Origin of the sequence: Vreelandella lionensis, from assembly GCF_044543515.1 — a bacterium.
Taxonomy (GTDB): Bacteria; Pseudomonadota; Gammaproteobacteria; order Pseudomonadales; family Halomonadaceae; genus Vreelandella; species Vreelandella lionensis.
Map to the genome: position 1 here is coordinate 39,149 of NZ_JBITWC010000025.1, position 22,431 is coordinate 61,579.

Here is a 22,431-nt window from a genome sequence, read left to right on the forward strand (position 1 = left end):
AAAACAATAAAACTAATTCAGTTAAAAAATCATAAGATATTGAAAATAAAGAAAATAATTTGACTGTGGATTTTTTTTAGGCATAAAAGCCATGTTGACGTGTTGGACCATCGCAACTAAATTGTTCACATAGAAAAATAATGTTCACCTAGCGAACATAAGAGAGGGGCCAAATACGGCTGCCACTAGATTCATAGGTGATGGAAAATCTGGAGAGTATATGGCCGAGTTTTTGAGCTTGCATGACGCTGTAGCACGTTTCGTTGAAGACGGCGCCACCGTTGCCATGGAGGGCTTTACCCACCTGATCCCATTTGCCGCGGGTCATGAAGTCATCCGTCAAAAAAAGCGTGATTTAACCCTAATTCGCATGACCCCCGACCTGATCTACGATCAATTGATCGGTGCTGGCTGCGCCAAAAAGGTGATCTTCTCCTGGGGCGGCAACCCGGGTGTTGGCTCATTGCACCGTTTACGCGATGCGGTTGAGAAGGGCTGGCCGCGCAAGATCGAGATTCTTGAGCATAGCCACGCCGCGATGGCCTGCGCTTTCGAAGCGGGTGCTGCAGGTTTGCCGTTGGCGGTATTGCGCGGCTACGTGGGTAGTGAACTGCCCAGCGTCAACGATCAGATCAAATTTATCGAGTGTCCTTTCACCGGAGAACAGTTGGCGGCGGTGCCCGCGGTGCGTCCAGACGTTTCCATCGTTCACGCTCAGCGCGCCGACCGTCAGGGCAACGTGCTGGTGGAAGGCATTGTCGGCGTACAGAAAGAAGCCGTAATGGCGGCGAAGCACAGCATTGTCACCGTCGAGGAAATCGTCGATGACTTAAACACGCATCCCAATGCCTGCGTGATCCCCAGCTGGGCGATTAGCGTGATTGCCGTGGCCGAAAAAGGGGCGCTGCCGTCCTATACCCACGGTTATTACGACCGCAATAACCGCTTCTATAAGGAGTGGGATGTCATCGCCCGCGATCGCGACACTTTTACTTTGTGGCTCAACGAAAACGTCTTTAACGTGGGTGACGGTGCTTCTAACGACAGCGCCGCCAGTGACAGTGCAGGAGGGCAAGTCTGATGAGCCTGGAATATACCGCTTCGGAAATGATGACCGTTACCGCCGCGCGAGCACTAGAAAACGGCTCTACCTGCTTTGTTGGCATTGGCCTGCCCAGTGAGGCCGCCAATCTGGCGCGCCTAACCCACGCCCCAGAGATAGTGCTGATTTATGAATCAGGCACCCTTCAGACCAAGCCGAACGTGCTGCCGCTCTCGATTGGCGATGGCGAGCTAGCTGAAACTGCTTTGACCACCGTGGCGGTGCCGGAAATGTTCCGCTACTGGCTACAAGGCGGCAAGATCGATGTGGGATTTCTGGGCACCGCACAGATCGATCGCTACTGCAATTTGAACACCACACTGATTGGTGATTACCGCGCACCCAAAGTGCGCCTACCGGGCGGTGGCGGGGCACCGGAGATCGCTACTAACGCGGGCGAAGTCTTTATTACCCTTAAACACTCCAAGCGAGCATTTGTCGAGGAAATCGATTTCGTAACGACTCTCGGCTTTGGTCGCGACGGTAAGGGCCGAGATGGCGTACCCAATATTGGCAAAGGCCCCACGCGCGTGATTACCGATCTCTGCGTGATGAAGCCCGACCCCGAGAGTAAAGAACTGATGGTAGTCTCACTGCATCCGGGCGTTACGCGTGAAGACGTGATTGATGCCACGGGCTGGGAAATTCGCTTCGCTGAGCAGGTTGAGAGTACTCCCGAGCCGAGTGGGAAAGAGCTTAGCGTACTACGCGAGCTGAAAGCCCGTACTGAACGCGCCCATGCCGGCCAGTAAGGAGAACATGATGACCGATGTATTTCTCTGCCATCCGCGTCGTTCCGCTGTAGGCCGCTTTGGTGGCGCGCTCGCTAGCATGCGCCCGGACGATGTTGCCGCCACGATTTTCAAGGCCGTGCTGGCCGAAGCGCCGGACCTGGATCCGGCTGCTATCGAAGAGGTTTTTATGGGCTGTGCAAACCAGGCCGGGGAAGATAACCGTAATGTGGCGAGGATGTCATCGCTGCTTGCCGGTATCCCTGAGTCCGTGCCTGGCACCACCATGAACCGTTTGTGTGGTTCGGGAATGGACGCCGTGGCTACTGCCTGTCGCGCGATCAAAGCAGGGGAGATGGAACTCGCTCTCGCCGGCGGGGTGGAGTCGATGTCACGGGCACCTTATGTGATGGGCAAGGCCGAAAGTGCATTCTCGCGTGGCCAGAAAATTGAAGATACCACTATTGGTTGGCGCTTTATCAACCCGTTGATGAAAAAAGCGTTTGGCGTGGATTCTATGCCGGAAACCGCCGAGAACGTCGCCGAGGAGTTCGAGATTTCTCGCGAAGACCAAGATGCCTTCGCACTACGCTCGCAGCAAAAAGCTGCTAGTGCCCAAAAAGCCGGCCGCTTAGCTCAAGAGATCACTGCGATCGAGATTCCACGTCGTAAGCAGTCGTCGTTGATCTTCGATCAAGATGAGCACTTGCGCGAGACCACGCTCGATAAACTGGCAAGGTTGCCCACTCCATTCCGCGAGGGTGGCAGCGTTACTGCAGGCAATTCCTCTGGTGTCAACGATGGCGCAGCAGCAATGCTGGTAGCAAGCCAAACGGCGGTCGAATCCCAAGGCTTAAAGCCTATAGCCAAGATTTTGGGCATGGCTACGGCGGGCGTTGAGCCACGCATCATGGGTTATGGCCCGGTGCCAGCAGTACAGAAGCTACTTAAGCGCACCGGCATAAATCTTGATGAGATCGACGTGATTGAACTCAACGAAGCCTTTGCCGCCCAGGCGCTCGCCTGCATGCGCGATCTTGGCCTCAAGGATGACGACCCGCGGGTGAATCCGAACGGAGGAGCCATTGCGCTCGGCCACCCGCTGGGCATGTCTGGCGCACGCTTGCTGCTAACCGCTGCTCACGAGCTGCAAAGCAGCGGCAAGCGCTACGCGCTATGCACTATGTGCGTAGGCGTAGGCCAAGGCATCGCCACGTTAATTGAGAGAGCTTAGCTTAATACTAAAGAATAGGGTTGATTTCAATAGGCGAACAAGTGTTCACTGTGTGTACATATCCTATATAGCTGAATCATTCAATTATTGAAAATTATACAAGACACAGCCGGTAGGAGTCATAAGTAATGAAGAATGAAATTCACAAAAGTATTGCGTCTATTTTTGGGGAGGGCGGTCGTCCCAAAAACAGCCAAAGAGAAATTAAAATTATTGATACAACCTTCCGTGATGCTCATCAAAGCCTTTGGGCAACACGTATGCGTACTGAACACATGCTAGGAATTGCAGAAACAATGAATAGTATTGGGTTTCATCATATAGATATGATGGCCCCTATTCAGTTTGATGTTTCAGTTCGCTACTTAAAAGAAGACCCTTGGGAGCGAGTACGCGAGTTACATAAAGCTGCTCCAGAAACTAATTTTCGTGCATTGATTCGCTCAAAAAATATTGCTGCCTTTGATTTCCTACCAGATGATGTAATTGATGGGTGGGTTGATCAATTATATGACAATGGGTTCCGCGTCATTGGGGCTTTTGATGGGCTAAATGACGTTTCAAATATTGTTCGCTGTTTGAAACGAGCTAAGAAACTTGGAGCATATACATTTGGCGCCTTGTCTTTCTGCGAAAGTCCTGTTCATACAGATGAACTGTTTGTCAAAACGGCCATTGAGCTTATTGATAAAGCCAACGTTGATGCAATTATGCTTAAAGATGCTGGCGGTCTGCTTACGCCAGAAAGAATCCGCACTTTAGTACCTGCGATTAAAGAAGTCATTGGCGACCGTCCGCTAGAGCTTCATAGTCACTGCCTTACCTCATTATGCCCACTGGTTTATTTAGAAGCAGTCGAGTTGGGATGTGATATTTTACATACATCTATAGCACCTTTAGCAAATGGCGCTGCTCAACCGGCAACGCAAACAATCGTAAAATCATTACGTGAGCTAGGTTATGTTGTAAAAGTCGATGATAAAAAGATTGATGAAGTTAGTGAATACTTCAAGAATATTTGTGAAATAGAAGGTAAGCCAGAAGGCAAACCTGCTGAATATAACCCGTTACATTACAAGCACCAGCTTCCAGGTGGTATGTTATCTAACTTTCATGCACAGCTAGAAACTGCGGGCCTGGGAGATCGCTACGAAGAGCTGCTTGAAGAAATTGCTACAGTAAGAAAAGAGCTCGCATGGCCTATTATGATTACCCCTTTTGCTCAGTTTGTAGGCACCCAGGCAGTAATGAATGTTATTTCTGGGGAGCGATACGGCACAGTTCCAAACGAAATTAAAAAATACGTGCTTGGGTATTACGGGCGTTTGCTAGGTCCAGTAGACTCAGAGGTCTACAAGAAAATAATTGAGAATGGTTCTTCAGAAATTAGTGAGAAGCCAACCTCACCCAAGCCCATGATGAAGGACTTAGCTGCTCAGTATCCAAATGCAACAAAAGATGAGTTGTTGCTACGAGCTATGTTTGCTGGTAACCAAGTCGATGGAATGAAAGAGGCTATTGCCAATGGAGAATCTGGAGATGAGTACAATGGCGAATTAGTTTCTTTCATTAAAGGGCTTGCTGGTGGAGATGAAAAGCAAGTAAGTTTGTCAACTGGAAACTTTAAAGTTTCAATTTCACGTTAATTTTGAAATAAACAGGAGAATTTAAAATGAATGATCTAAACATTACCCTCAACGATCTTAAGCAACTGACAAAATGGGTAAAAGAAAGCAATGATATTCGTGAGCTATCGCTTTCGTATAATGGACTTGAGCTTTTCATTAGCCGTAATGAAAACACACATCGTCCAGCTGTTAGTGAAACTCCAGTAGCCCTACCGGCAGCAGCCCCTAAGACTAATACGTCAAAAAAAGTAGAAGTTAACGAAGCGGTTAGTGTAGTACCAACTGAAACGAAGGCATCGTCAGAAAAAGATATTTCTGTTGGTGAAAATGAGCATTTAATTACAGCACCAATGGTGGGTACTTTTTACAAATCGCCTAAGCCTGGTGCTCCTGCATTCGTTGAAGTGGGGCAGGAAGTAACTTCAAAGACAATTGTATGTATTATTGAGGTTATGAAGCTCATGAATAACCTTGAAGCTAAAGTGAATGGCCGCGTAAAAGAAATTTACGTTGAAGATCAGCAGCCCGTAGAATTTGGTCAGCCCATTATGCTTATTGAAAAAGAATAATATTTTTTCTAAAAATAGGTTTTTTTATGTTAAACAAAATAAAAAGTGTCATGATTGCAAATCGGGGCGAAATTTCGCTCCGTATAGTCCGAGCTTGTAAAGAGCTCGGTGTGAAAAGTGTAGCTGTGTATTCAGAAGCTGATAAAGATACTTTAGCCGTTAAACTGGCTGATGAGTCGGTTTGTATTGGACCTGCTTCAGCTCAAGCAAGTTACCAAAATCAGGATGCAATCATTAGCGCTGCTTTAGCATTTGGAGTAGATGCTATCCATCCTGGATATGGATTTCTATCCGAGAAAGCTGATTTTGCAAGAAAGTGTGAAGAAAATGGCATAATTTTTATTGGGCCATCTGCAGAAATTATTGGAAAGATGGGTGACAAAATAGAAGCTAGGAAAATTGCAGATTCCGCTTCTGTTCCTACAATACCTGGATCCGATGGAGTCGTTAAAGAATTTAACAAGGCACTTGAAATAGCTGAGAATGTCGGATTTCCATTACTCATAAAGGCCTCTGCTGGCGGTGGTGGTCGTGGCATGAGGGTTGTTAAGTCAGGAGATACCTTAGAGCAAGATCTTAACGAAATAATGTCAGAAGCAGAAGTGGCTTTTGGTGACTCATCTGTTTATATTGAAAAATACTTAACAGATATACGTCACATTGAAGTACAAGTGCTTGCTGATGGTAAAAAATGCATTCACTTGGGAGAGCGTGATTGTACTGCTCAGCGTCGTAACCAAAAATTAGTGGAAGAAGGGCCCTCTCCAGCATTAAGTGATGAACAACGTAACGAACTTTGTCAATCGGCTGTACGCCTAGCTGAAAAAGTTAGTTATAAGAGTGCAGGCACAGTTGAGTATGTTTTTGATAATATTGAAAGAAAATTTTATTTTATAGAAATGAACACTCGTGTTCAGGTTGAACACCCTGTGTCAGAGATGATTACAGGAATAGATATTATTAAAGAGCAAATTAAAATTGCTGATGATCAGTCGTTGGAGATTGAACAAAAAGACATTGTTCTTAATGGCCATGCTATAGAATGCCGCTTGAATGCAGAAGATCCTGAAAATGGATTTATGCCTTGTCCTGGTACGATTACGTATTACCGCCCACCAGGTGGATTTGGTATTCGTATGGATAGCCATTTGGAAAGTGGCTATAAAATACCTCCCTACTATGATTCGATGATTGGCAAGTTAATTTGTTGGGGCTATGATCGAAATGAAGCCATCATTAGAATGACAAGAGCGCTTTCAGAAATGGAAGTTCAAGGCGTTAAAACTACGGCAAAGTTTCATAGTAAACTGATTAATAGTGAACAGTTCAAGTCAGGAGACTTTAATACTGTTTTTGTTGCCAGTTTGCTTGAAAAGAAGCGTTAAATACAAAAACTAGGATTATGAAAATGAAGATGATCACAAAAAAAATTAAACATTGTGCAATTGCACTGGCTGTAGCTAGTACAGCAGGCGCGGGCTTCTCTTCAGAAGTAGAAGCACAAGAGCTAAATATGCTTGCTGGCTATCCTTCTAATTTTGCATGGTATCGCGAAATCGGCCCATCTTTTATCGAAATGGTCGAAGAAATGTCTGAAGGAAGTATTCAAATTAATGTACAGGGGCCTGATGTTGTACCGACATTTGAACAACTTCAACCTGTTCAAGCTGGTGCATTTGATTTGCTGTTCACCCATCCTGCTTATCATTCAGGTACGACGGCAGTCGGCCTTGCTATTGATGCTATTGACGTAGACCCCGTTAAGCGTCATGAGGAAGGCATCATTGAGTATATTGATCAGCACTACCAAGAGCGTGGATTAAAGCTGATTTCAGCTCCGTCAACAGGCACCAAGGGGTTCCGTTTCTATCTTCGTGAACCCATTACTGGTGAGCCAGGTCTAGAAGGACGCCGTATTCGTGGAACTGTTTCGTACCAATCTATGATTGAGGAACTTGGTGGTGCTCAAGTAAATATGCCTGTTACGGATATTTATACAGCATTACAACGAGGGGTTATTGACGGTGCAGCTTGGGGGTTAACTGGCGCGAGTGATCTTCAGTGGCATGAAATTATTGAGTACATGACAGATCCTGAGTTTGGCCAGGTCGGAGTCATGATTTTTATGAATCTTGACCGTTGGAATGCTCTAGATAGTGATGCACAAGAAGTGCTTATCGAAGCAGGTAAGCAAATTGAAATTGATTCTGTAGCCCATTTTGATGCATTACAGGAAAAAGAAGAAGATTTCCTTATTGAAAATGGGATGCAGATTACTTCATTTAGCCAATCAGAGTCTGATAACCACGAGCGTCTTTGGGCGGAAGGCGTCTGGAAAGTAGCTGAAGAGCAAAGCGGTGATGATGCTCGCCAACTACGTGAAATGGCAGTATCGGCTGATATGTCTTACTAATATTTACTAAACTGTGGCTGGGTATTTCTCAGCCACATCAAGGTCTTTAGTTATGTTTATAAAAATTATCGACAGTGTTACTAAAGCCAGTTTTTTTGTAGCGTCCTTAGCTTTAGCATTAATTGTTATTATTTTCTGTATGGAAATAATAATGCGCTATTTCTTTGCAGCTCCTACCTCATGGGGGCCAGATACGGTTACTTTTCTTTTTTGTGCTTCCTTAATGCTAGCAATGCCTGAAGTAACGCGGGAAAATAGCCACATAGCTGTCTCGATTATACTGGATTTTTCTCCGCACAGCTTTGCACAAAAATTTAAGCTAGTGCTTTATGCTGTATCTTTTTGTGTTGTTTCTTATGTTTTCTACGTATCAATGATAGAGTTTGTGCGTTTGTTTGAAACTGGGATTAATACACTAGGCTCATTTCGCGTTCCTAAGTGGATAGTATTCGGCTTTATACCTTTCGGCCTCGGGCTGTCTGCTATTCAATTTGTTGTTTTAATAAAAAAACAATTGTCTGAAAATCTTGTGTATAAGAAAGGAGCTTAAAATGGAATGGTACACGATACTTGCGGTTTCTTTTCTATTGCTATTCGTGCTGATGGGGACAGGGCTGCCGGTTTTTGTTGCTTTCTTAATCGCTAACGTTGCTGGTGTCTTAGTGACATTAGGAGAAAGAGGGTTCGGCATGTTTAGTAATAGCATGTACGAAACTTTAACCTCAGAAAGTTTTGTTACTATTCCACTTTTTGTTCTTATGGGCGAAATATTATTTAGATCTGGGTCTGTTGATGTTTTGTCAATCGCCCTTGATAAATGGATAGGTAAGGTCAATGGTAGGATGTATTACTTAGTTATTGGGCTGTCAACTATTTTTGGTGCTTTATCTGGTGCAGCCGCAGCAGTAGCTGCCATGCTGGGGCGCTCTGTTTTACCTAAAATGCAAAAACTAGGTTATGACACAAATTTAACAAATTTCACCATTCTTGGTGGCGCTTCTTTAGCTCCAATTATTCCACCCAGCTTGTTAGTAATTGTAATAGGCTCATTAGTGCGTGATACCTCTATTGCTGGCCTTTTAATAGCAGGGATTATCCCAGGACTCCTAATATCATTTATTCTTTTTCTATATGTATATTTTAGCATTTCACGTAAACCTGATCTTTCCCCATCTAGCAGTGAAGAAGTGGAGACCTATTCTTTAAGAGAAAAAATGAAGGAGCTTGCTAAAGTATCTCCTTTCTTTATTGTTATTTTTTCTGTTATGGGACTTATTTTATTGGGTGTCGCTACACCTTCAGAGGCTGCTGCTACTGGAGTTGTAGGAGCTGCTATCACTGCAGCTATATATAAGTCTTTTGATCTTAAAATGTTGTGGGATAGTTTGCAGTCTTCCGCAAAAATTAGCTTAATGATTATTATCATTGTCGCTAGTTCTAAACTTTTTGGGCAGTTACTTTCTTTTATGGGAGCTACGTCAGGCTTAATTAACTTCGTAAGTACGCTTGAGCTTAGTGATTGGATGATGTTTTTTATATTAATGCTCATTCCTTTTGTACTGTGTATGTTTATAGATCAATTTGCTTTCATTTTGTTAGCAATCCCTTTGTATGCACCGGTTGTAAGTGCATATGATTTTGATCCTATTTGGTTTTGGACTATCTTCTTGATAAACTTGACTGTCGGTAGTTTAACCCCGCCTTTCGGTTATACGCTTTTTGCTTTAAAAGGTGCGGCAGATAATGTATTAATTTCAGACGTATATAAAAGTGCATGGCCAGTTGTTGCTTTGTTTATGGCATCAATTGCAGCGTTCTATTTCTTTCCGTCAATTATTACTTTTCTGCCAAATCTTCTTTAATTAAGAGAAGGTTAAGTGTTAATTTTAAAATTAACTAAAATTATTTCCGTTGCTTTGTATAAGCAGGAGGAGTAGCGATAAGACCCTCCTGCTTTTTATTTTAAAAATTGAGTTATAATCTGGTGCAGTGTCGTTTTTAAGTTAAGAATCGAATTGTCAAATGGATACGGATAGGCGTTGCTATCGGGAGTACATCAGTAATAATAGGCAAGAGGTAAAGAGCAGTGTATTATCTGAGAGCTATACTTTTGGAAAGCCTATTAAAGTGCGTACCAGTGTTAGTGATCACTTTTGAAATCGACGATCGATTGCTGGCAATTCGCTTGATTTTGGTCAGTCCGTGTTGGTTTAAATTCGAAAGTATTTATTTCATTGATTATTCTGGCGGAATTTACCAAAATTTTCAGCGATATGCATACAAAATAACAGACTTGGTGTTGGAAACTATAGAGGTTAATTCGATAACCGGACTACCAGCGCAACTACCACAACAAATTTAAGGCATTATTCTGCCAGTTTTTCAGAAGTGATCCTAAAATTATTGTTGCGCTATCCAAGGTAGGTGCTTATCTTAATATTTGTATTAAGGAAGCTCTGAAAAGTCACTACCATCAGCAATAATACGGCTATCGTCAACTGCATAGGATTCAGTGCTTCCATGGATCAAATCGCCTGCTCCGAAGCCGAGTACCAGAACAAGAAGCGAAAGACCCGCTGCGAAACCTTTCTGGAGCGGATGGACAAGCTGATCCCCTGGACGCAGCTGGAGAAGAAGGTAGCCCGTTATTACCCCAAGGGCGAGAGCGGGCGGCCTCCGTATCCGTTGTCTGCCATGCTCCGCGTCCATTGCATGCAGTTGTTTTACAACCTGAGCGATCCGGCCATGGAAGACGCCCTCTACGAGATCGAGTCCATGCGCCACTTCGCCGGTTTGAAACTGGACCGATTGCCGGACGACACCACGATTCTCAAGTTTCGCCATTTCCTGGAACGCCACGGCCTGGGCAAGGTGCTGTTCCAGGAAGTGAACAACCACCTGGAGAAAAATGGCCTGATGCTGCGCGAAGGGAGCATTGTCGACGCCACGATCATCTCTGCGCCTAGTTCCACCAAAAGCAAAAAAGGCGAGCGGGATTCGGAAATGCACCAGACTAAAAAAGGTAGCTCTTGGCACTTTGGCATGAAAATGCACATAGGTGTCGACGATAAGCTTGGGCTGATTCACAGCATCGAGACCACGGCTGCCAATGTCCATGACATTGTGCCTGCCGATAAGCTCCTTCATAGTGAAAAGCAACGCGTCTTCGGTGATGTCGGTTACCTGGGTATTCAAAAACGCGACGAGCACAAGCACCGCAACGATGTCTCTTGGTATATTGCCAAACGGCCTGGCACCCGCAAGAAGCTAGATGCCAGGCGACAGAAAGTCAAAAAAATCAAAGCCAGTATCCGTGCCAAGGTGGAGCACCACTTTCGGTACATCAAACAAGTTTTTGGTTATGGCAAGGCTCGCTATCGTGGACTGACCAAAAACACTCAGCGCCTGCACTGGCTGGCTGCGTTCAGCAACCTGCTGATCAGTGAGAAATACCTATGGGAATAGGGCGATTGCGCCCGTTTTCCGCTCAATGAGCGGGAAAGGGGCAAAAATACACAAAGAACGGGAGAAGCGTGTCTGCATTTTCGATTTTTTGTTGGCTCAAGTGAGCGTTGATGAATATCGACAGTTATTCAGGTCTTCCTTAAAAATATTTTTTGATATTGAGGTAATTATGATCATAGAGAACAACTTTAATATTTTGGTTGATGTTAATAATAACTATAATTTGCATGTGAGGGAGTTTTTCGATGATGAATGTTTAGACATAGATAAACGACCATTAATTTTGATACACGGAGCGACAATTGCATCCGAGCTTTGGGTAAATGATCATAAAGATGTATCTTGGTGCCATCAACTAGCTGAAAAAGGTTTTAGGGTTTTTACATATGACTCTCTAGGTTTTAGAATGTCACGAGTAGAAAACTATGATCATTTGTCTATTTCGGACACGAGAGTGAGTAATACATCAGTTTTCTTGGCTAATATAATTTCATATGTTCAGAATCGTACAGGAAAAAGAACAGTTGATGTAATTTCATGCTCTTGGGGGACAGTAGTTCTAACCAAATATTTTTCTTTATTTAAACAAGATAAAATAAATAAAGCAGTGTTTTTTGCACCAATTTATAATGATAGTAATGCTGGTATCTACTGGAAGTCGAAGTATGATGCGATACCGGAGAGTGGTGGTTGCAAGATAGGTTATGTCTTTGTTGAAAAAAAGAATTTTATTAAAAGATGGGATGAAGAAATTCCTTTTAATAAAAAAACAACATTGAGAAAAGAAAAGGTTTTAGATTCTGTTATTAAAAATACCTTGAAAAGTTCTATTTCAATAGGAGAAAGCTTTATAGTCCCCACAGGCCCATTAGCTGACTTATATGATATCTTTTCTGGTGAAAAAGTCCATAATCCTGCTGCTATTAATATTCCTTCTTTGGTCATAAGAGCTGAGCATGATTTGACCTCTACTTATTCTTCTTCAATTAATTTTTATAATGAAATCGGTAGCGAGGATAAGAAATATTTAAGCATTCCCAGTGGTTCGCATTTTGCTATTTTAGAAAAGAAATTTTCTCTTATATTTAGTGAGGTTGTACAGTTTCTTAAATAAATATTAAATTTAAATTCCAGTAATAAATTTTATTTTGTTGTGCTATTAACGGTGTGCTTTAACCTTGTTTTGGATAGATTTTTTAAGTGGATCCTCGACTTTATTAAATTTTTTAATTATTTGCATTTTGCGAGGTATTGCCCTAGATTTCCTATAAAACTCAAAATTTATTGGCTTAGTGCCAATGTTTTATAGTTCTGAATCATTGCCTAATTAAAGAGGATCAGTGATCATTCCCGCCATCGCTGATGTTGATGGCTACCGTTTTCTCAGTTCAAATCGTAACGCAGTGATACATAATCACACATATCCATTGCAAGATGTAGCGTAGAGAGGATATTATTTTGTTCGCTATTCGAACTATATTGATTTCATCATTCTAGTTAGTGCTAATTAAATTAATCAAAGCTAAAGTTTGCAGGTAAAACATGGACAGCACTTCACAGGGTAATCCGTTACAACCAGCTGATCGCGACTATGTATCAGCTCTCGCTAGTGGGCTTGATATCATTATGGCATTTGATAATGCCCATCCGCGTATGACCCTTAGCGAAGTAGCCGAACGCACAGGGATGAACCGCGCCAAAGCACGCCGTTTTCTACTCACACTTCATGCTCTTGGTTATGTATATAAAGAACAGCGTTACTTTGAACTGGCACCTAAGGTATTGCAGTTAGGGTACTCTTATCTAGCGAGCAATAATCATCGTAGCGTTATTCAGAAGTTCCTAGAAAGGATTACTGCCCAGTGTGGGGAGTCATCCTCACTCGGTGTGCTAGACGGCGATGAAGTGATTTATCTGGCTCGCTCTTCAGCTCCGCACCGATTGATGGCAATTACGCTATCAGTAGGCACGCGCTTACCTGCCGCACATACATCAATGGGTCGTGTACTACTTGCACAGTTATCTAACCAGGAACTCGACACATATCTTAATAATTTACCCTTAAAGCGCTATACCGATAAAACTATAATTGACACTCTCACTCTCAAGAACTGCATCAAAAAAGTACGTAAGCAGGGTTACGCCATTGTAGACCAAGAGCTGGATTCAGGGCTTCGCTCACTAGCCGTGCCAGCTTTTGATGCTAACGGAAAACTGCTTGGCGCAATTAATATCAGTACTAACGCTGTTCGTGTCAATATTTCCACCTTACTAAAAACCTACTTACCAATTTTACAAGAGACTGCATCAGAAATCTGTACTTCAATTACTTCTTAAATGGTGTTTAAAAGTTATCAGGATATACAATGGCGGATGCAGACTCTGAGTGCAACACACTCATTGATGGTTGATGAGCTTTCACGGTACTTAGCCATCAGCTCGCTCATCACTTCTATTGGACATTTAAAATCAAAGCATTTTCGAGGCCGCATATTCAGCTCCAAGGCAATAGCGTCCAGCTCTTCCGTAAGCGCGCCATAAAACCCATCTACCCACCTTAACGTTGGCTGATCACACTGATGGTCTCTTTGATTTTGGAGATCATCATGAGCCGCGAACTCAATTCCACTCAAGCGTTTTGGTTAGGCCACCTTGTAATGACCCCCTGGTTTTTGCTCACCTCAAGCGACTAATGCCGGGTGAGCTTTGGGTGCCACATAGCCCAGGGACTGATGCGGCCGCTCTTCATTGTAATACCGGATCCAGCGACCGATGACGGCTCTTGCCTGGCCTAGTGACTCGAAGCGATGAAGCCAGATGCATTCTTCCTTCAATGAACGGAAGAAGCGTTCTACGAGGCCATTCTGCTCTGGCGTGTACGGCGTCGTGAACTCCTGGCTCAGGCCATACGCCTTCACCGTCGCCGTGTAGTGCCGGCTGCTGAAAACCAGCCCGTTATCCGAGCGTAGCGCCAGAGGCTGATGGACTCGTCCCAGAGCGCCGAGTCGCTGGATCAGGGCCTCTTCCAGGGCGGCTTCCGCTGTATTGCTGCTGCCATTGTCCGATAATCGCCAACCGAGGATCTCCCGCGTGCAGCAGTCAATAATGACTGCCAGGCTGGCCCGTCGATCCTTGCCGCACCAGACGTGAGTAAGGTCAGTGGCCCAGCGCTCATCAGGCTGCGTGGTCACTGATGGCAAGCTCTTGGCACGAGGCCGAAAACCTTGGGGACGCTTGCGCACCTGCCAGCCCTTGAGCTGCAGGATGCGCTGTACGGGTTTGCGATTCTCGCCCAGGACACAGGCCAATCGTCGATAACCATACGTAGGGAAGCGTTCCAAGGTCAGCTTTACGCGCGCTTCCAGCTCTGTATTGATCAAGCGCTGCCGTCTCCTGGGCCGGTAATAGACGCTCCGCCTGGGTACACCTAGCCAGCGACAGAGCTTGGATAGCGATACCGAATGGCCCTCGTTGGCCAATTCCGCCTGCAACGACACTACGAGTTGTCGTCCTCGTCGAGCAGGCGGCGCCACTTTTTTAATGCATAGATCTGCAGGTGAGCCTCGCCCAGCGCCTCCTTGGTTTCCCGCAGATCGGATTCGTACTGCTCACGGATATCCTTGGGCCGGGCTCGGAACCCGTTCTCCATGTTGCGTTTGGCCTCTTCGATCCAGCCCTCGACTTCGGAGACGGTGAGGTCATGCTGTCGAGCCACCTCAGCGACGGTGGTCTTGCCCTTGAAGATATCCATGACCACGGCGGCTTTACGCTTGGCGGTCCAGCGTTTGACGGTGGGTTCGTTGCTCATCTCGTCCTCCTGATAGCTGCACTATAGCCTGTGCAGCTTTGGAGGGGGTCACTTCAACCTGTCTTATGCCGCCGCGTTGCCGCTGCCGTTAAGTGCGTATGCTCAAGCGCAAGCCGTGACGTTCGCCGACCTGATGGCGTGGGAAAAACGGTTAATCGTGCAAGGCTTCCCCGTGCCTCCGCGTTGTCGTCCCGCACGGTTTGTCGCGGTGGAGGTCGTCACATGATTCGTCCAGGCACTGACCTAAAGATCTACCTGTGCCCAGAGCCCGTCGATATGCGAAAGCAAATCGATGGCTTGGCGCTGTTGGTGCAGGAAGCCATGGCCTTGAACCCGTTTGATCAAGCGCTGTTCGTGTTCGGTAATCGACAGCGCGATAAAGTGAAGCTGCTATTCTGGGAACGTAAGGGCTTTGTGGTGTGGTACAAGCGCTTGGAACGTGAGCGGTTTAAATGGCCCACCCACCTGAAGGACGAGACCGTGACGTTAACCGGTCAAGAACTTAACTGGTTGCTGGATGGCTATAACCTGAAGGCTATGCAACCTCACAAAGCGTTGAATTTTCAGCGGGTTGGATAGCCGTAACGCTCCTATGTTGGTGACGTTTTTGGTACACTAGGCAGTATGAAAAACACCAACGCTTCCTCACCGACGGTCACCCAGCTTGAGCGCAAGCTGGCTGCTGCTGACGCTGAAAATGCGCGGCTGTTGGCGTTGATGGAGAAAAAAGAAGCGCAGTGGGAGGCCACCAAACAGTCGCTGTTTGAACAGTTCCGGCTTGCCCTGGAACGTCAGTTCGGCCCCTCTACCGAGAAGTACCGTGTCGACCAGCAGGATCTTCTGATCAATGAAGCTGAAGTGGCGGTTGACGAGGAAGACGGCGATGCATCGGCGTGCGACACCACGGCTGATGACGCGACGACCGACACCACCATGCCTGTTAAGCGTCGCCCGCGCGGCGGGCGGGTGGCGCTACCACCGGAGCTGCCGCGCGTCGAGGTGGTGCATGAATTACCCGATCATGCTCGCCACTGCCACGAGGACGGCACCGCGCTCAAGGTGATCGGTGAAGAGGTTAGTGAGGAACTGCACGTGGTGCCTGCCCGTGTTGCGAAGAGGGCGTCAACACGGCCCCAGCGCCGGCCAAGCTGTTGCCCAAGAGCAATGCCAGCGCCACGCTGCTCGCCTATATCGCGACGGCCAAATACCAGGACGCGCTACCGCTGTATCGGCAAAGCCAGATCTTTGCCCGCCATGGCGCCGAGATCCCCCGTAATACCCTGGCACGCTGGATGGTGCAGGTGGGAGAACGGATCACCCCGCTGATCGATACGTTGCGTCAACACCGCTTAAATGCCCCGCTGATCCACATGGATGAGACAACGCTCCAGGTCAACCAAGAAACGGACCGTTCTGCCAGTGCCACCTCGTACATGTGGGTGCAGCGCGGTGGCCCACCGGGCCAGCAAGTCGTCTTGTTCGACTACGCCGCCAGCCGCGCCGGACGGGTGCCCGTTGATCTGTTGGGCGACTATGCGGGTCGCTTACTCACCGATGGCTATGAAGGCTATGCCGAGATCGTTCGCCGTAATGGAATCACCCATGCAGGCTGCTGGGCGCATGCCCGGCGTAAGTTCGTGGACGCCCAGAAAGTACAGCCCAAAGGCAAAACCGGCAAAGCAGACTGGGCACTGAACCAGATCCGTAAGCTGTATGGTGTGGAAAACAGGCGAAGGCTCTTGAACCCGACAAGCGTCAGGCGCTGCGTGAGCAGAAGAGCCGTCCGTTCATCGATCAACTGCGCACCTGGCTCGACAAGTCACTGGCCCAGGTGCTACCCAAGAGTGCGCTGGGTAAAGCCCTGCACTACTTGGACAAGCAATGGCCCCGCCTGGTCCGGTTCTTAGACGATGGCCTGATCCCGCTGGACAACAATCCGGCAGAGAACGCTATCCGTCCGTTCGTGGTGGGGCGTAAAAACTGGCTGTTCAGCCACACCCCGAGCGGTGCTCATGCCAGCGCAGCGATCTATAGCCTGATCGAAACCGCCAAAGCCAATGGTCTCTCGCCTTACGATTGCTTGCAGTATGTCTTCGCGACACTGCCCACCCTCGATGATGATGACCTCAACACGCTGCTGCCCTGGCAGTGGAAAGAGACATTACCGATCTAAACGCAGCCTGCATAGGTAGGGTTAATGGATCGTTTACCCGCGATGACGGTCCGCTGGCGTGACATACTGGATGCCACTGTGCAGGTGCTGTTCGTTGTAAGCCCGCTCGAACGCTAGCATCCATTCTCGTACCGCGCCCAGCGATACGAAGCCCTTGGTGGGCCACGCTGGACAGTATTTGACGGTACGGAACAGCGCTTCCGAGTAAGGGTTATCATTGCTTACTCTCGGCCGACTGTAAGACATCAACATGACCAGCTCTGTTAGCCTCGCTTTGAGCGTATAGGAGGTCATCGGTGCTCCGTTATCAGAGTGCAGTACTGGCGGCTGATGTCAGCAACCCTCGCAGCAAGGCACGTTCCAAAAGCTGTTTAGCCAACTCGCTCGATTCCGTATCGTGGACTTCCCAAGCAATGATTTTGCGGCTGTAGATATCCATGATCAGGTAAAGATACCAGTGCTGACCTCGCACAACGGAGGCACAATAACTGATGTCCCAGCTCCAGACCTGGTTTGGCCCTGTAGCCGTAAAGCTGGTCGGCTCGGGGACTGAACGACGTGGTTTCATACGGCCACGATGGTGCTGCTGATGATGCTTTTTCAAGACCCGATAAAACGACGATTCGGAGGCCAGATAGACGCCTTCGTCGGCCAATAAAGGAACGATTTGAGACGGCGGCAAGCTCTGATGCTCGGGGCGATGGCACGTGTTCAAAATGGCTTGCTCTTCCTCATGCGTCAGCTGATGCGGCTGCCTGCTTTGCCCTGCATGCGGACGCTGATCCTCGACAATAGCGCCGCGCTCAGATCGCCACCGCTTCAGTGTGCGTTCGCTTATGCCAATCACGGCAGCCGCTTGATAACGGGACGCGCCACCCACAACCGCTTCGTCAAATAGCGCGATGAGCCTTGCACGTTCCTTGAGAGGCGTTAGTCGTCCTCGCCGCTGTCCGGATCCTCGCCGTACAAGGCTTCGAGCTTTTTTGAAAGCACCAGCAACGACGTTGTTTCTGCCAGCACCTTGTCTTTGCGCCGTACTTCCGCTTTGAGCTGCTTGATGGTCTTTCGGTCTTCTTTGCGCTGTTTCTGCGCTGCTTTTGCCTGCTCTTCTTGCCGACCAGCTCCTTCGAGACAAGCGGCTTTTCATTGCTGGATTTGCTCGGGATAAAGGCCTTTTTCACGACAGTAAGCGCCAAGCTCTGTTTCTGACATCGTCGCGGTTTCGATGACAACGGCTAGCTTGGCGTCAGGTGACCATTCGTTGTCGCCTTGGGTGTAACCCGGCACAGGCACTCCTTTTTCTCGACACTGTTTTAACCAACTATACAGCGTCGCGTTGGAGATGCCTTCTTCCGTTGCTACCGACGCCACACTGCGATTGTGGGGCGGCAATAACTTTTTCAGGATGGCGGCTTTACGCTCTTCAGAATAACGTGGCACATGAATTCCATACCGCTCCCTCTGGATTGAGTTTAGGCGATATCGCCAACCGGACAACTAGGCTGACAGAGGAGGCTACTCGCGTTTTATGCGTAGCCAAATCATTCAAACGAGCACATATTGCGCGTTGACCAAAGGTCAAATCTGGTAAAAAGCAGGACGCGAAAAAGTCACGGTGTGTGCCAACATTGTGACGACAAAAGACAAAGAATGGCGTTAATTGGTGTGATAGTGAAGAGTTAGAAAGCATTTATTTTGTTTTAAGTAATTGTTTTTTAAAAAATTTATGATTTTTTGGCGATGAGGAGGAAGGATACGTATGCGACTGAAACCGGCCTCCGAAGCCGAAGGTCGCAGGTTCAATTCCTGCCTTTCTCGCTGAGCCTTTATTCTGGGCAGATGTGCACGACCCCCCAGGCCATTTATGTGCCAAAGAGCGGCATTGAAACACTGGAAGGCCATTTGAGCTTTGACGATGTGGCAGCAGCGCTTGCGAAAGCCGTTCAAGCATTTCTGAGTGACAACGACCGAGCCTGCACGGTGTTGGGTGCCCTCCAATCGCCCGTGACGGAAGCCAGGATTGATAAATGCCGCGGCTTGGGTGAAATAGTGCTGGATAGCGAGCCGCGAGAGCACATTCAGTTCCCCAAAGCACGCACTCATACGCCGCTTATTCTCAAGGTGGGGGCAGAGCAAAAGGCCGCCTATAGTGAGGAGCGCTTTGGCCCCATAAGCTTCATCGTCGCGACGGAAAGTACCGCGCATAGTATTGAGCTGGCGCGTGATGTCATACGGGAAAAAGGTGCGATAACCCTAGGTGGTTATACAACCGACGAAACAGTAGCCGAGCAGTTCGAAGAACTTGCTATGGAGGTAGCAACCCCGCTCTCGCTGAATTTGGATGGAGGGTTATTTGTCAACCAGTCGGCTGCTTATAGTGACTTTCACGCCACTGGTGGAAATCCGGCGGCGAATGCCTCTCTGTGCAATCAGGCCTTTGTTGCCAGCCGCTTCGTGGTGGTGCAAAGCCGCCGCCACGGTCAATCTAACTAACGGAGAACGTTATGCCTTATTATCGACTTGAAGGGGTAACACCGGTGGTGCATCCGACGGCTTATGTTCACCCTACTGCAGTATTGATCGGGGATGTGATTGTTGGGCCCAATTGTTATGTGGGCCCAGGAGCAGTCATGCGCGGTGATTTTGGTCGATTAGTGCTTGAAGAGGGAGCGAATCTTCAAGATACCTGCGTGATGCACGGCTTTCCAGGCTGCATCACGAAAGTCGAGAAGGATGGTCATATTGGTCATGGTGCTGTCTTGCATGGCTGTGTCATAGGGCGTGATGCCATGGTTGGCATGAACGCAGTAGTGATGGACGGAGCCATTATTGCTGAGCGATCTATCGTTGCAGCGGCTGCGTTCGTCAAGGCTGGTTTTGAGTGCGCCCCCCAGTCGCTAGTGATGGGGGCTCCTGCAAAGGTTAAGCGAGAGTTGAGTGGCGAAGAGTTTTCATGGAAACAGGAGGGTACTAAAGAGTATCAGCGCTTAGTGACGCGTTGTCGTGACAGCTTAGAACCCTGTGAGCCGCTGGCTGAACTGGACGCTGATCGTCCTTCTTTGTTGGCTGGTGATACTCAACCCAAGCAGCAAACATTGGAAAAATCACCACGTGTATGATTTTTAAATAACATTCTTCCTCGCCCTAGTATTCGTTGAATGTTGGGGCGAGAAACATCAGCAAAAATCCGCGTGAACCCTCGCCCACTCGGGCGTATAGGGAGCAGTCACTCTAGTCCACCGAAACGCTGATAGAAAGCAGGGCCCGGAGCGGGTAGAGGACCTTCGGCCGTTTCCAAATGCTTGTTTAGCCATATCTCTGTACGTTGGTACAACAAGCGGTAGAGGTTTCGGCACAATTGATGTGCATAACGGCCTTCCCATGAAGTGGGCAAAAGCTCATCAGGCAGGAGGGGGTCTCGTAGCTGTACTTTACGATATTCATGTATAAGTAGCGTTCGAGCAATAAAGGACTCTTCTTGGCTTAAGTCATTGTCCGTATTTAAAGCATTCCAAAGCGGGCGGAATTTGGTTAGAAAACGATGATAGAGTTCGGCCAATTCGTCAAGATTCCAACTCTCCCTTACTTGCTGGCGCATGGGTTTGCTTGTCATGGGCTCCATAGTCTGAGTTTGCATGACGATAGTATCATCTGCCGCATTTAGCTCTTGTAATGCCACCATGGTTTCAGCCCTTGATAAAACAGGGTGAGCCAGCACGCCTTGAGAAAAGTTACCGAACCCTAACCATTCGAGCTCGTCCCGAATTTGCTGGCGCTTCTCTGGAGGTAACTGTGTTAAAAAGGCAAGCGTCCATTGGCCCGACCAAGATGGCTGTGCTCCGTGGTAAACACGCTTGAAGGCTTGCTCAAAGCGACGCCGCCCAGGGCCACTTAATCGATAATAGCTTCGGCGGCCTACCTTTTCACCCTTCAGCCAAGTCTCATGAGTTAGCCGATAAACGGATGTGCGCACCAATCGTTCATTGATGCCGATCGGTTCTACAAGCTTGGAGAGGCTTCCTAGCCATACAGTACCGCCACGGGGGACGATAGAGTCGCCGTAGATAGTGATAATGAGCGACCCCGCACGAAGGGGGCGACGCTTCTGAAAATCATCAATAAGGGTAGCGACACAATCTTTCGCGGCTGACATGGCGATGGCAGAGTTCCTTTGCAATTTAGCTGCCAAAAAAAGACAGAAAATGTTAATGATCAGAAGTAATAGTGTATCACTATTTTTTTTGAGGGGCATATCCCCTTGATAATAGGCATTTACTATCACCCTAAAATTTTAAAAAATGGGGTTTTATGTATCGAATGCTAGGCGGGTGTTTGCATGTGTGCTTATTGCCCTTCACGGTAGTATGCTTTTGCTCAGTAACAGTGGGCATCAGCTGACAGCACCATGGTTTGTGCGCTTAATTAGCTGCAAGCTATTCGGTATTCGATGCCAAACCGCATCAAATCTTTCAAAGCAGAACATCACAGCCTCAGTCACCAATCAAAAATGGATAAGTCACATTTTTGGCAAAAGACGAAGGCTGGATTAACCTAGTAGTGTTCAAGATGATCATCACAAGGTTGTTCCACCTATAACCGGGTAACCCTATCATGGCAAGAATGTCCGGAGACATAAGCCTCGTATTAATAGAAAATATGCTTGAAGGTGACGATGAGATGGTCACCACCGTCTGGCGCGCTTGGGCGCTAAGATACTGTATGGCAACGTAAGTAAGATAGGTGGTGTTCTTCGGGTTTTTCAGTAGGTCTTTCGCCCTTACAAAAATCTTTGCTGCTAAGGTGCTTTATTCATCCAAATTCTTCATTGGCGTGGCTAAGCCTCTTTTCCTCTTACTCCTAGCATGGTTTTTCCAGGCAAGCTGGTTTGTTGGTGGTGAGTTAGCCCTTTTGGCTTGCTTTCGATTGAGTAGTTGAGAGTGTTTTTCTAAGTAAAAACCCTGGCGTTTTGGGTTGCGACATCAAAGAAGTAGGCGCTGCTACACAGAGCAGGTGATTTGCGGTGTGATGAAAATTGGCATTATTTCAATTCGTAACTTTTTGAAATAATTGGGTTTGTTTTTTGATTTTCTTTAATTTAAGAGATGCTTATAATGTTTTGTGAAAATTTTATGTAAATTAGTTAAAGGATTGATTAGGCGTTATTTAATATACATAGTAACCATAATTGACATCATCTAGCTTAAGTTAAATAATAAAAGGTTAATGTGGGATGATTGGGGTTAGTGTGCTGTAGCTGTTTTTCATGATGAATGTGTTCGCATCAGCCCCATAGTAACGAATAGTAATG

General features: G+C 47.1%; 21 protein-coding genes, 1 tRNA gene and 1 pseudogene. 17 read left to right on the plus strand and 6 right to left on the minus strand.

The window, feature by feature from the left end; translation table 11 throughout:
* Window positions 1-220: 220 nt before the first annotated feature.
* The 12 genes from ACIGG6_RS14955 to ACIGG6_RS15010 all read left to right on the plus strand — a co-directional run bounded on the left by ACIGG6_RS14955 (window position 221) and on the right by ACIGG6_RS15010 (window position 13,479).
* Complete coding sequence (locus tag ACIGG6_RS14955) at window positions 221-1,081, plus strand: CoA transferase subunit A (protein ID WP_058577219.1); 861 nt, start codon at window positions 221-223, stop codon at window positions 1,079-1,081.
* Window positions 1,081-1,854, plus strand: a complete 774-nt coding sequence (locus ACIGG6_RS14960) for a CoA-transferase subunit beta (protein WP_058577220.1) — start codon at window positions 1,081-1,083, stop codon at window positions 1,852-1,854. The genes ACIGG6_RS14955 and ACIGG6_RS14960 overlap by 1 nt, the downstream gene beginning before the upstream one ends.
* A gap of 10 nt (window positions 1,855-1,864) precedes the next feature.
* Window positions 1,865-3,067 carry a 3-oxoadipyl-CoA thiolase gene (gene pcaF / locus ACIGG6_RS14965; RefSeq protein WP_399845453.1) on the plus strand — a complete coding sequence of 401 codons (1,203 nt, stop codon included), beginning with the start codon at window positions 1,865-1,867 and terminating at the stop codon, window positions 3,065-3,067.
* Between the two features lie 128 nt (window positions 3,068-3,195).
* The gene (locus ACIGG6_RS14970) at window positions 3,196-4,713 is read left to right on the plus strand and encodes a pyruvate carboxylase subunit B (protein ID WP_399845455.1); all 1,518 of its coding nucleotides are present in this window, start codon (window positions 3,196-3,198) and stop codon (window positions 4,711-4,713) included.
* Between the two features lie 26 nt (window positions 4,714-4,739).
* A complete protein-coding gene (gene accB, locus ACIGG6_RS14975) occupies window positions 4,740-5,264 on the plus strand; it encodes an acetyl-CoA carboxylase biotin carboxyl carrier protein (protein ID WP_399845456.1) in 525 nt (174 codons plus the stop codon).
* A gap of 50 nt (window positions 5,265-5,314) precedes the next feature.
* The gene (gene accC / locus ACIGG6_RS14980; RefSeq protein ID WP_399845484.1) at window positions 5,315-6,649 is read left to right on the plus strand and encodes an acetyl-CoA carboxylase biotin carboxylase subunit; all 1,335 of its coding nucleotides are present in this window, start codon (window positions 5,315-5,317) and stop codon (window positions 6,647-6,649) included.
* Between the two features lie 23 nt (window positions 6,650-6,672).
* A complete protein-coding gene (gene dctP / locus ACIGG6_RS14985; protein ID WP_399845458.1) occupies window positions 6,673-7,677 on the plus strand; it encodes a TRAP transporter substrate-binding protein DctP in 1,005 nt (334 codons plus the stop codon).
* A 52-nt stretch (window positions 7,678-7,729) separates the two neighbouring features.
* Window positions 7,730-8,227: a TRAP transporter small permease gene (locus tag ACIGG6_RS14990; protein ID WP_083023968.1), complete on the plus strand. Its 498-nt coding sequence runs from the start codon at window positions 7,730-7,732 to the stop codon at window positions 8,225-8,227.
* A gap of 1 nt (window position 8,228) precedes the next feature.
* A complete protein-coding gene (locus tag ACIGG6_RS14995) occupies window positions 8,229-9,539 on the plus strand; it encodes a TRAP transporter large permease subunit (RefSeq protein ID WP_399845460.1) in 1,311 nt (436 codons plus the stop codon).
* Window positions 9,540-10,197: 658 nt separating this feature from the next.
* A complete protein-coding gene (locus ACIGG6_RS15000) occupies window positions 10,198-11,142 on the plus strand; it encodes an IS5 family transposase (RefSeq protein WP_399845462.1) in 945 nt (314 codons plus the stop codon).
* Window positions 11,120-12,256, plus strand: coding sequence for an alpha/beta fold hydrolase (locus ACIGG6_RS15005; protein WP_399845464.1), 1,137 nt, complete (start codon window positions 11,120-11,122; stop codon window positions 12,254-12,256). The genes ACIGG6_RS15000 and ACIGG6_RS15005 overlap by 23 nt, the downstream gene beginning before the upstream one ends.
* A 428-nt stretch (window positions 12,257-12,684) precedes the next feature.
* Window positions 12,685-13,479, plus strand: a complete 795-nt coding sequence (locus ACIGG6_RS15010) for an IclR family transcriptional regulator domain-containing protein (protein ID WP_399845466.1) — start codon at window positions 12,685-12,687, stop codon at window positions 13,477-13,479.
* A gap of 344 nt (window positions 13,480-13,823) precedes the next feature.
* On the opposite strand, the gene ACIGG6_RS15015 is transcribed toward ACIGG6_RS15010, so the two are convergent.
* Together ACIGG6_RS15015 and ACIGG6_RS15020 are read right to left on the minus strand one after the other, a co-directional pair.
* Entirely contained in the window at window positions 13,824-14,675 is an 852-nt protein-coding gene (locus ACIGG6_RS15015; RefSeq protein WP_335598339.1) for an IS3 family transposase, read from the minus strand.
* The gene (locus tag ACIGG6_RS15020; protein ID WP_399845468.1) at window positions 14,639-14,950 is read right to left on the minus strand and encodes a transposase; all 312 of its coding nucleotides are present in this window, start codon (window positions 14,948-14,950) and stop codon (window positions 14,639-14,641) included. The genes ACIGG6_RS15015 and ACIGG6_RS15020 overlap by 37 nt, the downstream gene beginning before the upstream one ends.
* A 222-nt stretch (window positions 14,951-15,172) precedes the next feature.
* Between ACIGG6_RS15020 and tnpB the strand changes: the two genes are divergently transcribed.
* Entirely contained in the window at window positions 15,173-15,529 is a 357-nt protein-coding gene (gene tnpB, locus ACIGG6_RS15025) for an IS66 family insertion sequence element accessory protein TnpB (RefSeq protein WP_399845469.1), read from the plus strand.
* Between the two features lie 45 nt (window positions 15,530-15,574).
* A pseudogene (tnpC, locus tag ACIGG6_RS15030) lies at window positions 15,575-17,123 on the plus strand (IS66 family transposase).
* A gap of 33 nt (window positions 17,124-17,156) precedes the next feature.
* On the opposite strand, the gene ACIGG6_RS15035 reads toward tnpC, so the two are convergent.
* The 3 genes from ACIGG6_RS15035 to ACIGG6_RS15045 are packed head-to-tail and all read right to left on the minus strand — an operon-like array spanning window position 17,157 to window position 18,563.
* On the minus strand, window positions 17,157-17,417 hold the full coding sequence (locus ACIGG6_RS15035; protein ID WP_399845471.1) for an integrase core domain-containing protein: 261 nt from the start codon (window positions 17,415-17,417) through the stop codon (window positions 17,157-17,159).
* A gap of 13 nt (window positions 17,418-17,430) precedes the next feature.
* Window positions 17,431-18,270 carry a DDE-type integrase/transposase/recombinase gene (locus ACIGG6_RS15040; protein ID WP_399845473.1) on the minus strand — a complete coding sequence of 280 codons (840 nt, stop codon included), beginning with the start codon at window positions 18,268-18,270 and terminating at the stop codon, window positions 17,431-17,433.
* Window positions 18,267-18,563: a transposase gene (locus ACIGG6_RS15045; RefSeq protein WP_399845475.1), complete on the minus strand. Its 297-nt coding sequence runs from the start codon at window positions 18,561-18,563 to the stop codon at window positions 18,267-18,269. Before ACIGG6_RS15045 ends, ACIGG6_RS15040 begins: the two co-directional genes overlap by 4 nt.
* A gap of 305 nt (window positions 18,564-18,868) precedes the next feature.
* Between ACIGG6_RS15045 and ACIGG6_RS15050 the strand changes: the two genes are divergently transcribed.
* The 3 genes from ACIGG6_RS15050 to paaY all read left to right on the plus strand — a co-directional run bounded on the left by ACIGG6_RS15050 (window position 18,869) and on the right by paaY (window position 20,242).
* A tRNA-Arg gene (locus ACIGG6_RS15050) sits at window positions 18,869-18,941 on the plus strand.
* The gene (locus tag ACIGG6_RS15055; protein WP_399845486.1) at window positions 18,930-19,616 is read left to right on the plus strand and encodes an aldehyde dehydrogenase family protein; all 687 of its coding nucleotides are present in this window, start codon (window positions 18,930-18,932) and stop codon (window positions 19,614-19,616) included. Before ACIGG6_RS15050 ends, ACIGG6_RS15055 begins: the two co-directional genes overlap by 12 nt.
* An 11-nt stretch (window positions 19,617-19,627) precedes the next feature.
* Window positions 19,628-20,242 (plus strand): phenylacetic acid degradation protein PaaY, encoded by a 615-nt coding sequence (paaY, locus tag ACIGG6_RS15060; RefSeq protein ID WP_089675256.1) that lies wholly within the window; start codon window positions 19,628-19,630, stop codon window positions 20,240-20,242.
* Window positions 20,243-20,349: 107 nt separating this feature from the next.
* Here paaY and paaX read toward each other — a convergent pair whose 3' ends face one another.
* On the minus strand, window positions 20,350-21,276 hold the full coding sequence (paaX, locus tag ACIGG6_RS15065; protein WP_089675297.1) for a phenylacetic acid degradation operon negative regulatory protein PaaX: 927 nt from the start codon (window positions 21,274-21,276) through the stop codon (window positions 20,350-20,352).
* Window positions 21,277-22,431 lie beyond the last annotated feature (1,155 nt).

Excerpts from the sequence above, each read along its gene's own strand:
- ACIGG6_RS14955 (WP_058577219.1), top strand. The coding sequence starts at position 221 with ATGGCCGAGTTTTTGAGCTTGCATGACGCTGTAGCACGTTTCGTTGAA.
- ACIGG6_RS14960 (WP_058577220.1), top strand. The coding sequence starts at position 1,081 with ATGAGCCTGGAATATACCGCTTCGGAAATGATGACCGTTACCGCCGCG.
- pcaF (WP_399845453.1), top strand. The coding sequence starts at position 1,865 with ATGACCGATGTATTTCTCTGCCATCCGCGTCGTTCCGCTGTAGGCCGC.
- ACIGG6_RS14970 (WP_399845455.1), top strand. The coding sequence starts at position 3,196 with ATGAAGAATGAAATTCACAAAAGTATTGCGTCTATTTTTGGGGAGGGC.
- accB (WP_399845456.1), top strand. The coding sequence starts at position 4,740 with ATGAATGATCTAAACATTACCCTCAACGATCTTAAGCAACTGACAAAA.
- accC (WP_399845484.1), top strand. The coding sequence starts at position 5,315 with ATGATTGCAAATCGGGGCGAAATTTCGCTCCGTATAGTCCGAGCTTGT.
- dctP (WP_399845458.1), top strand. The coding sequence starts at position 6,673 with ATGAAGATGATCACAAAAAAAATTAAACATTGTGCAATTGCACTGGCT.
- ACIGG6_RS14990 (WP_083023968.1), top strand. The coding sequence starts at position 7,730 with ATGTTTATAAAAATTATCGACAGTGTTACTAAAGCCAGTTTTTTTGTA.
- ACIGG6_RS14995 (WP_399845460.1), top strand. The coding sequence starts at position 8,229 with ATGGAATGGTACACGATACTTGCGGTTTCTTTTCTATTGCTATTCGTG.
- ACIGG6_RS15000 (WP_399845462.1), top strand. The coding sequence starts at position 10,198 with ATGGATCAAATCGCCTGCTCCGAAGCCGAGTACCAGAACAAGAAGCGA.
- ACIGG6_RS15010 (WP_399845466.1), top strand. The coding sequence starts at position 12,685 with ATGGACAGCACTTCACAGGGTAATCCGTTACAACCAGCTGATCGCGAC.
- ACIGG6_RS15020 (WP_399845468.1), bottom strand. The coding sequence starts at position 14,950 with ATGAGCAACGAACCCACCGTCAAACGCTGGACCGCCAAGCGTAAAGCC.
- tnpB (WP_399845469.1), top strand. The coding sequence starts at position 15,173 with ATGATTCGTCCAGGCACTGACCTAAAGATCTACCTGTGCCCAGAGCCC.
- ACIGG6_RS15035 (WP_399845471.1), bottom strand. The coding sequence starts at position 17,417 with ATGACCTCCTATACGCTCAAAGCGAGGCTAACAGAGCTGGTCATGTTG.
- ACIGG6_RS15040 (WP_399845473.1), bottom strand. The coding sequence starts at position 18,270 with ATGAAAAGCCGCTTGTCTCGAAGGAGCTGGTCGGCAAGAAGAGCAGGC.
- paaY (WP_089675256.1), top strand. The coding sequence starts at position 19,628 with ATGCCTTATTATCGACTTGAAGGGGTAACACCGGTGGTGCATCCGACG.
- paaX (WP_089675297.1), bottom strand. The coding sequence starts at position 21,276 with ATGTCAGCCGCGAAAGATTGTGTCGCTACCCTTATTGATGATTTTCAG.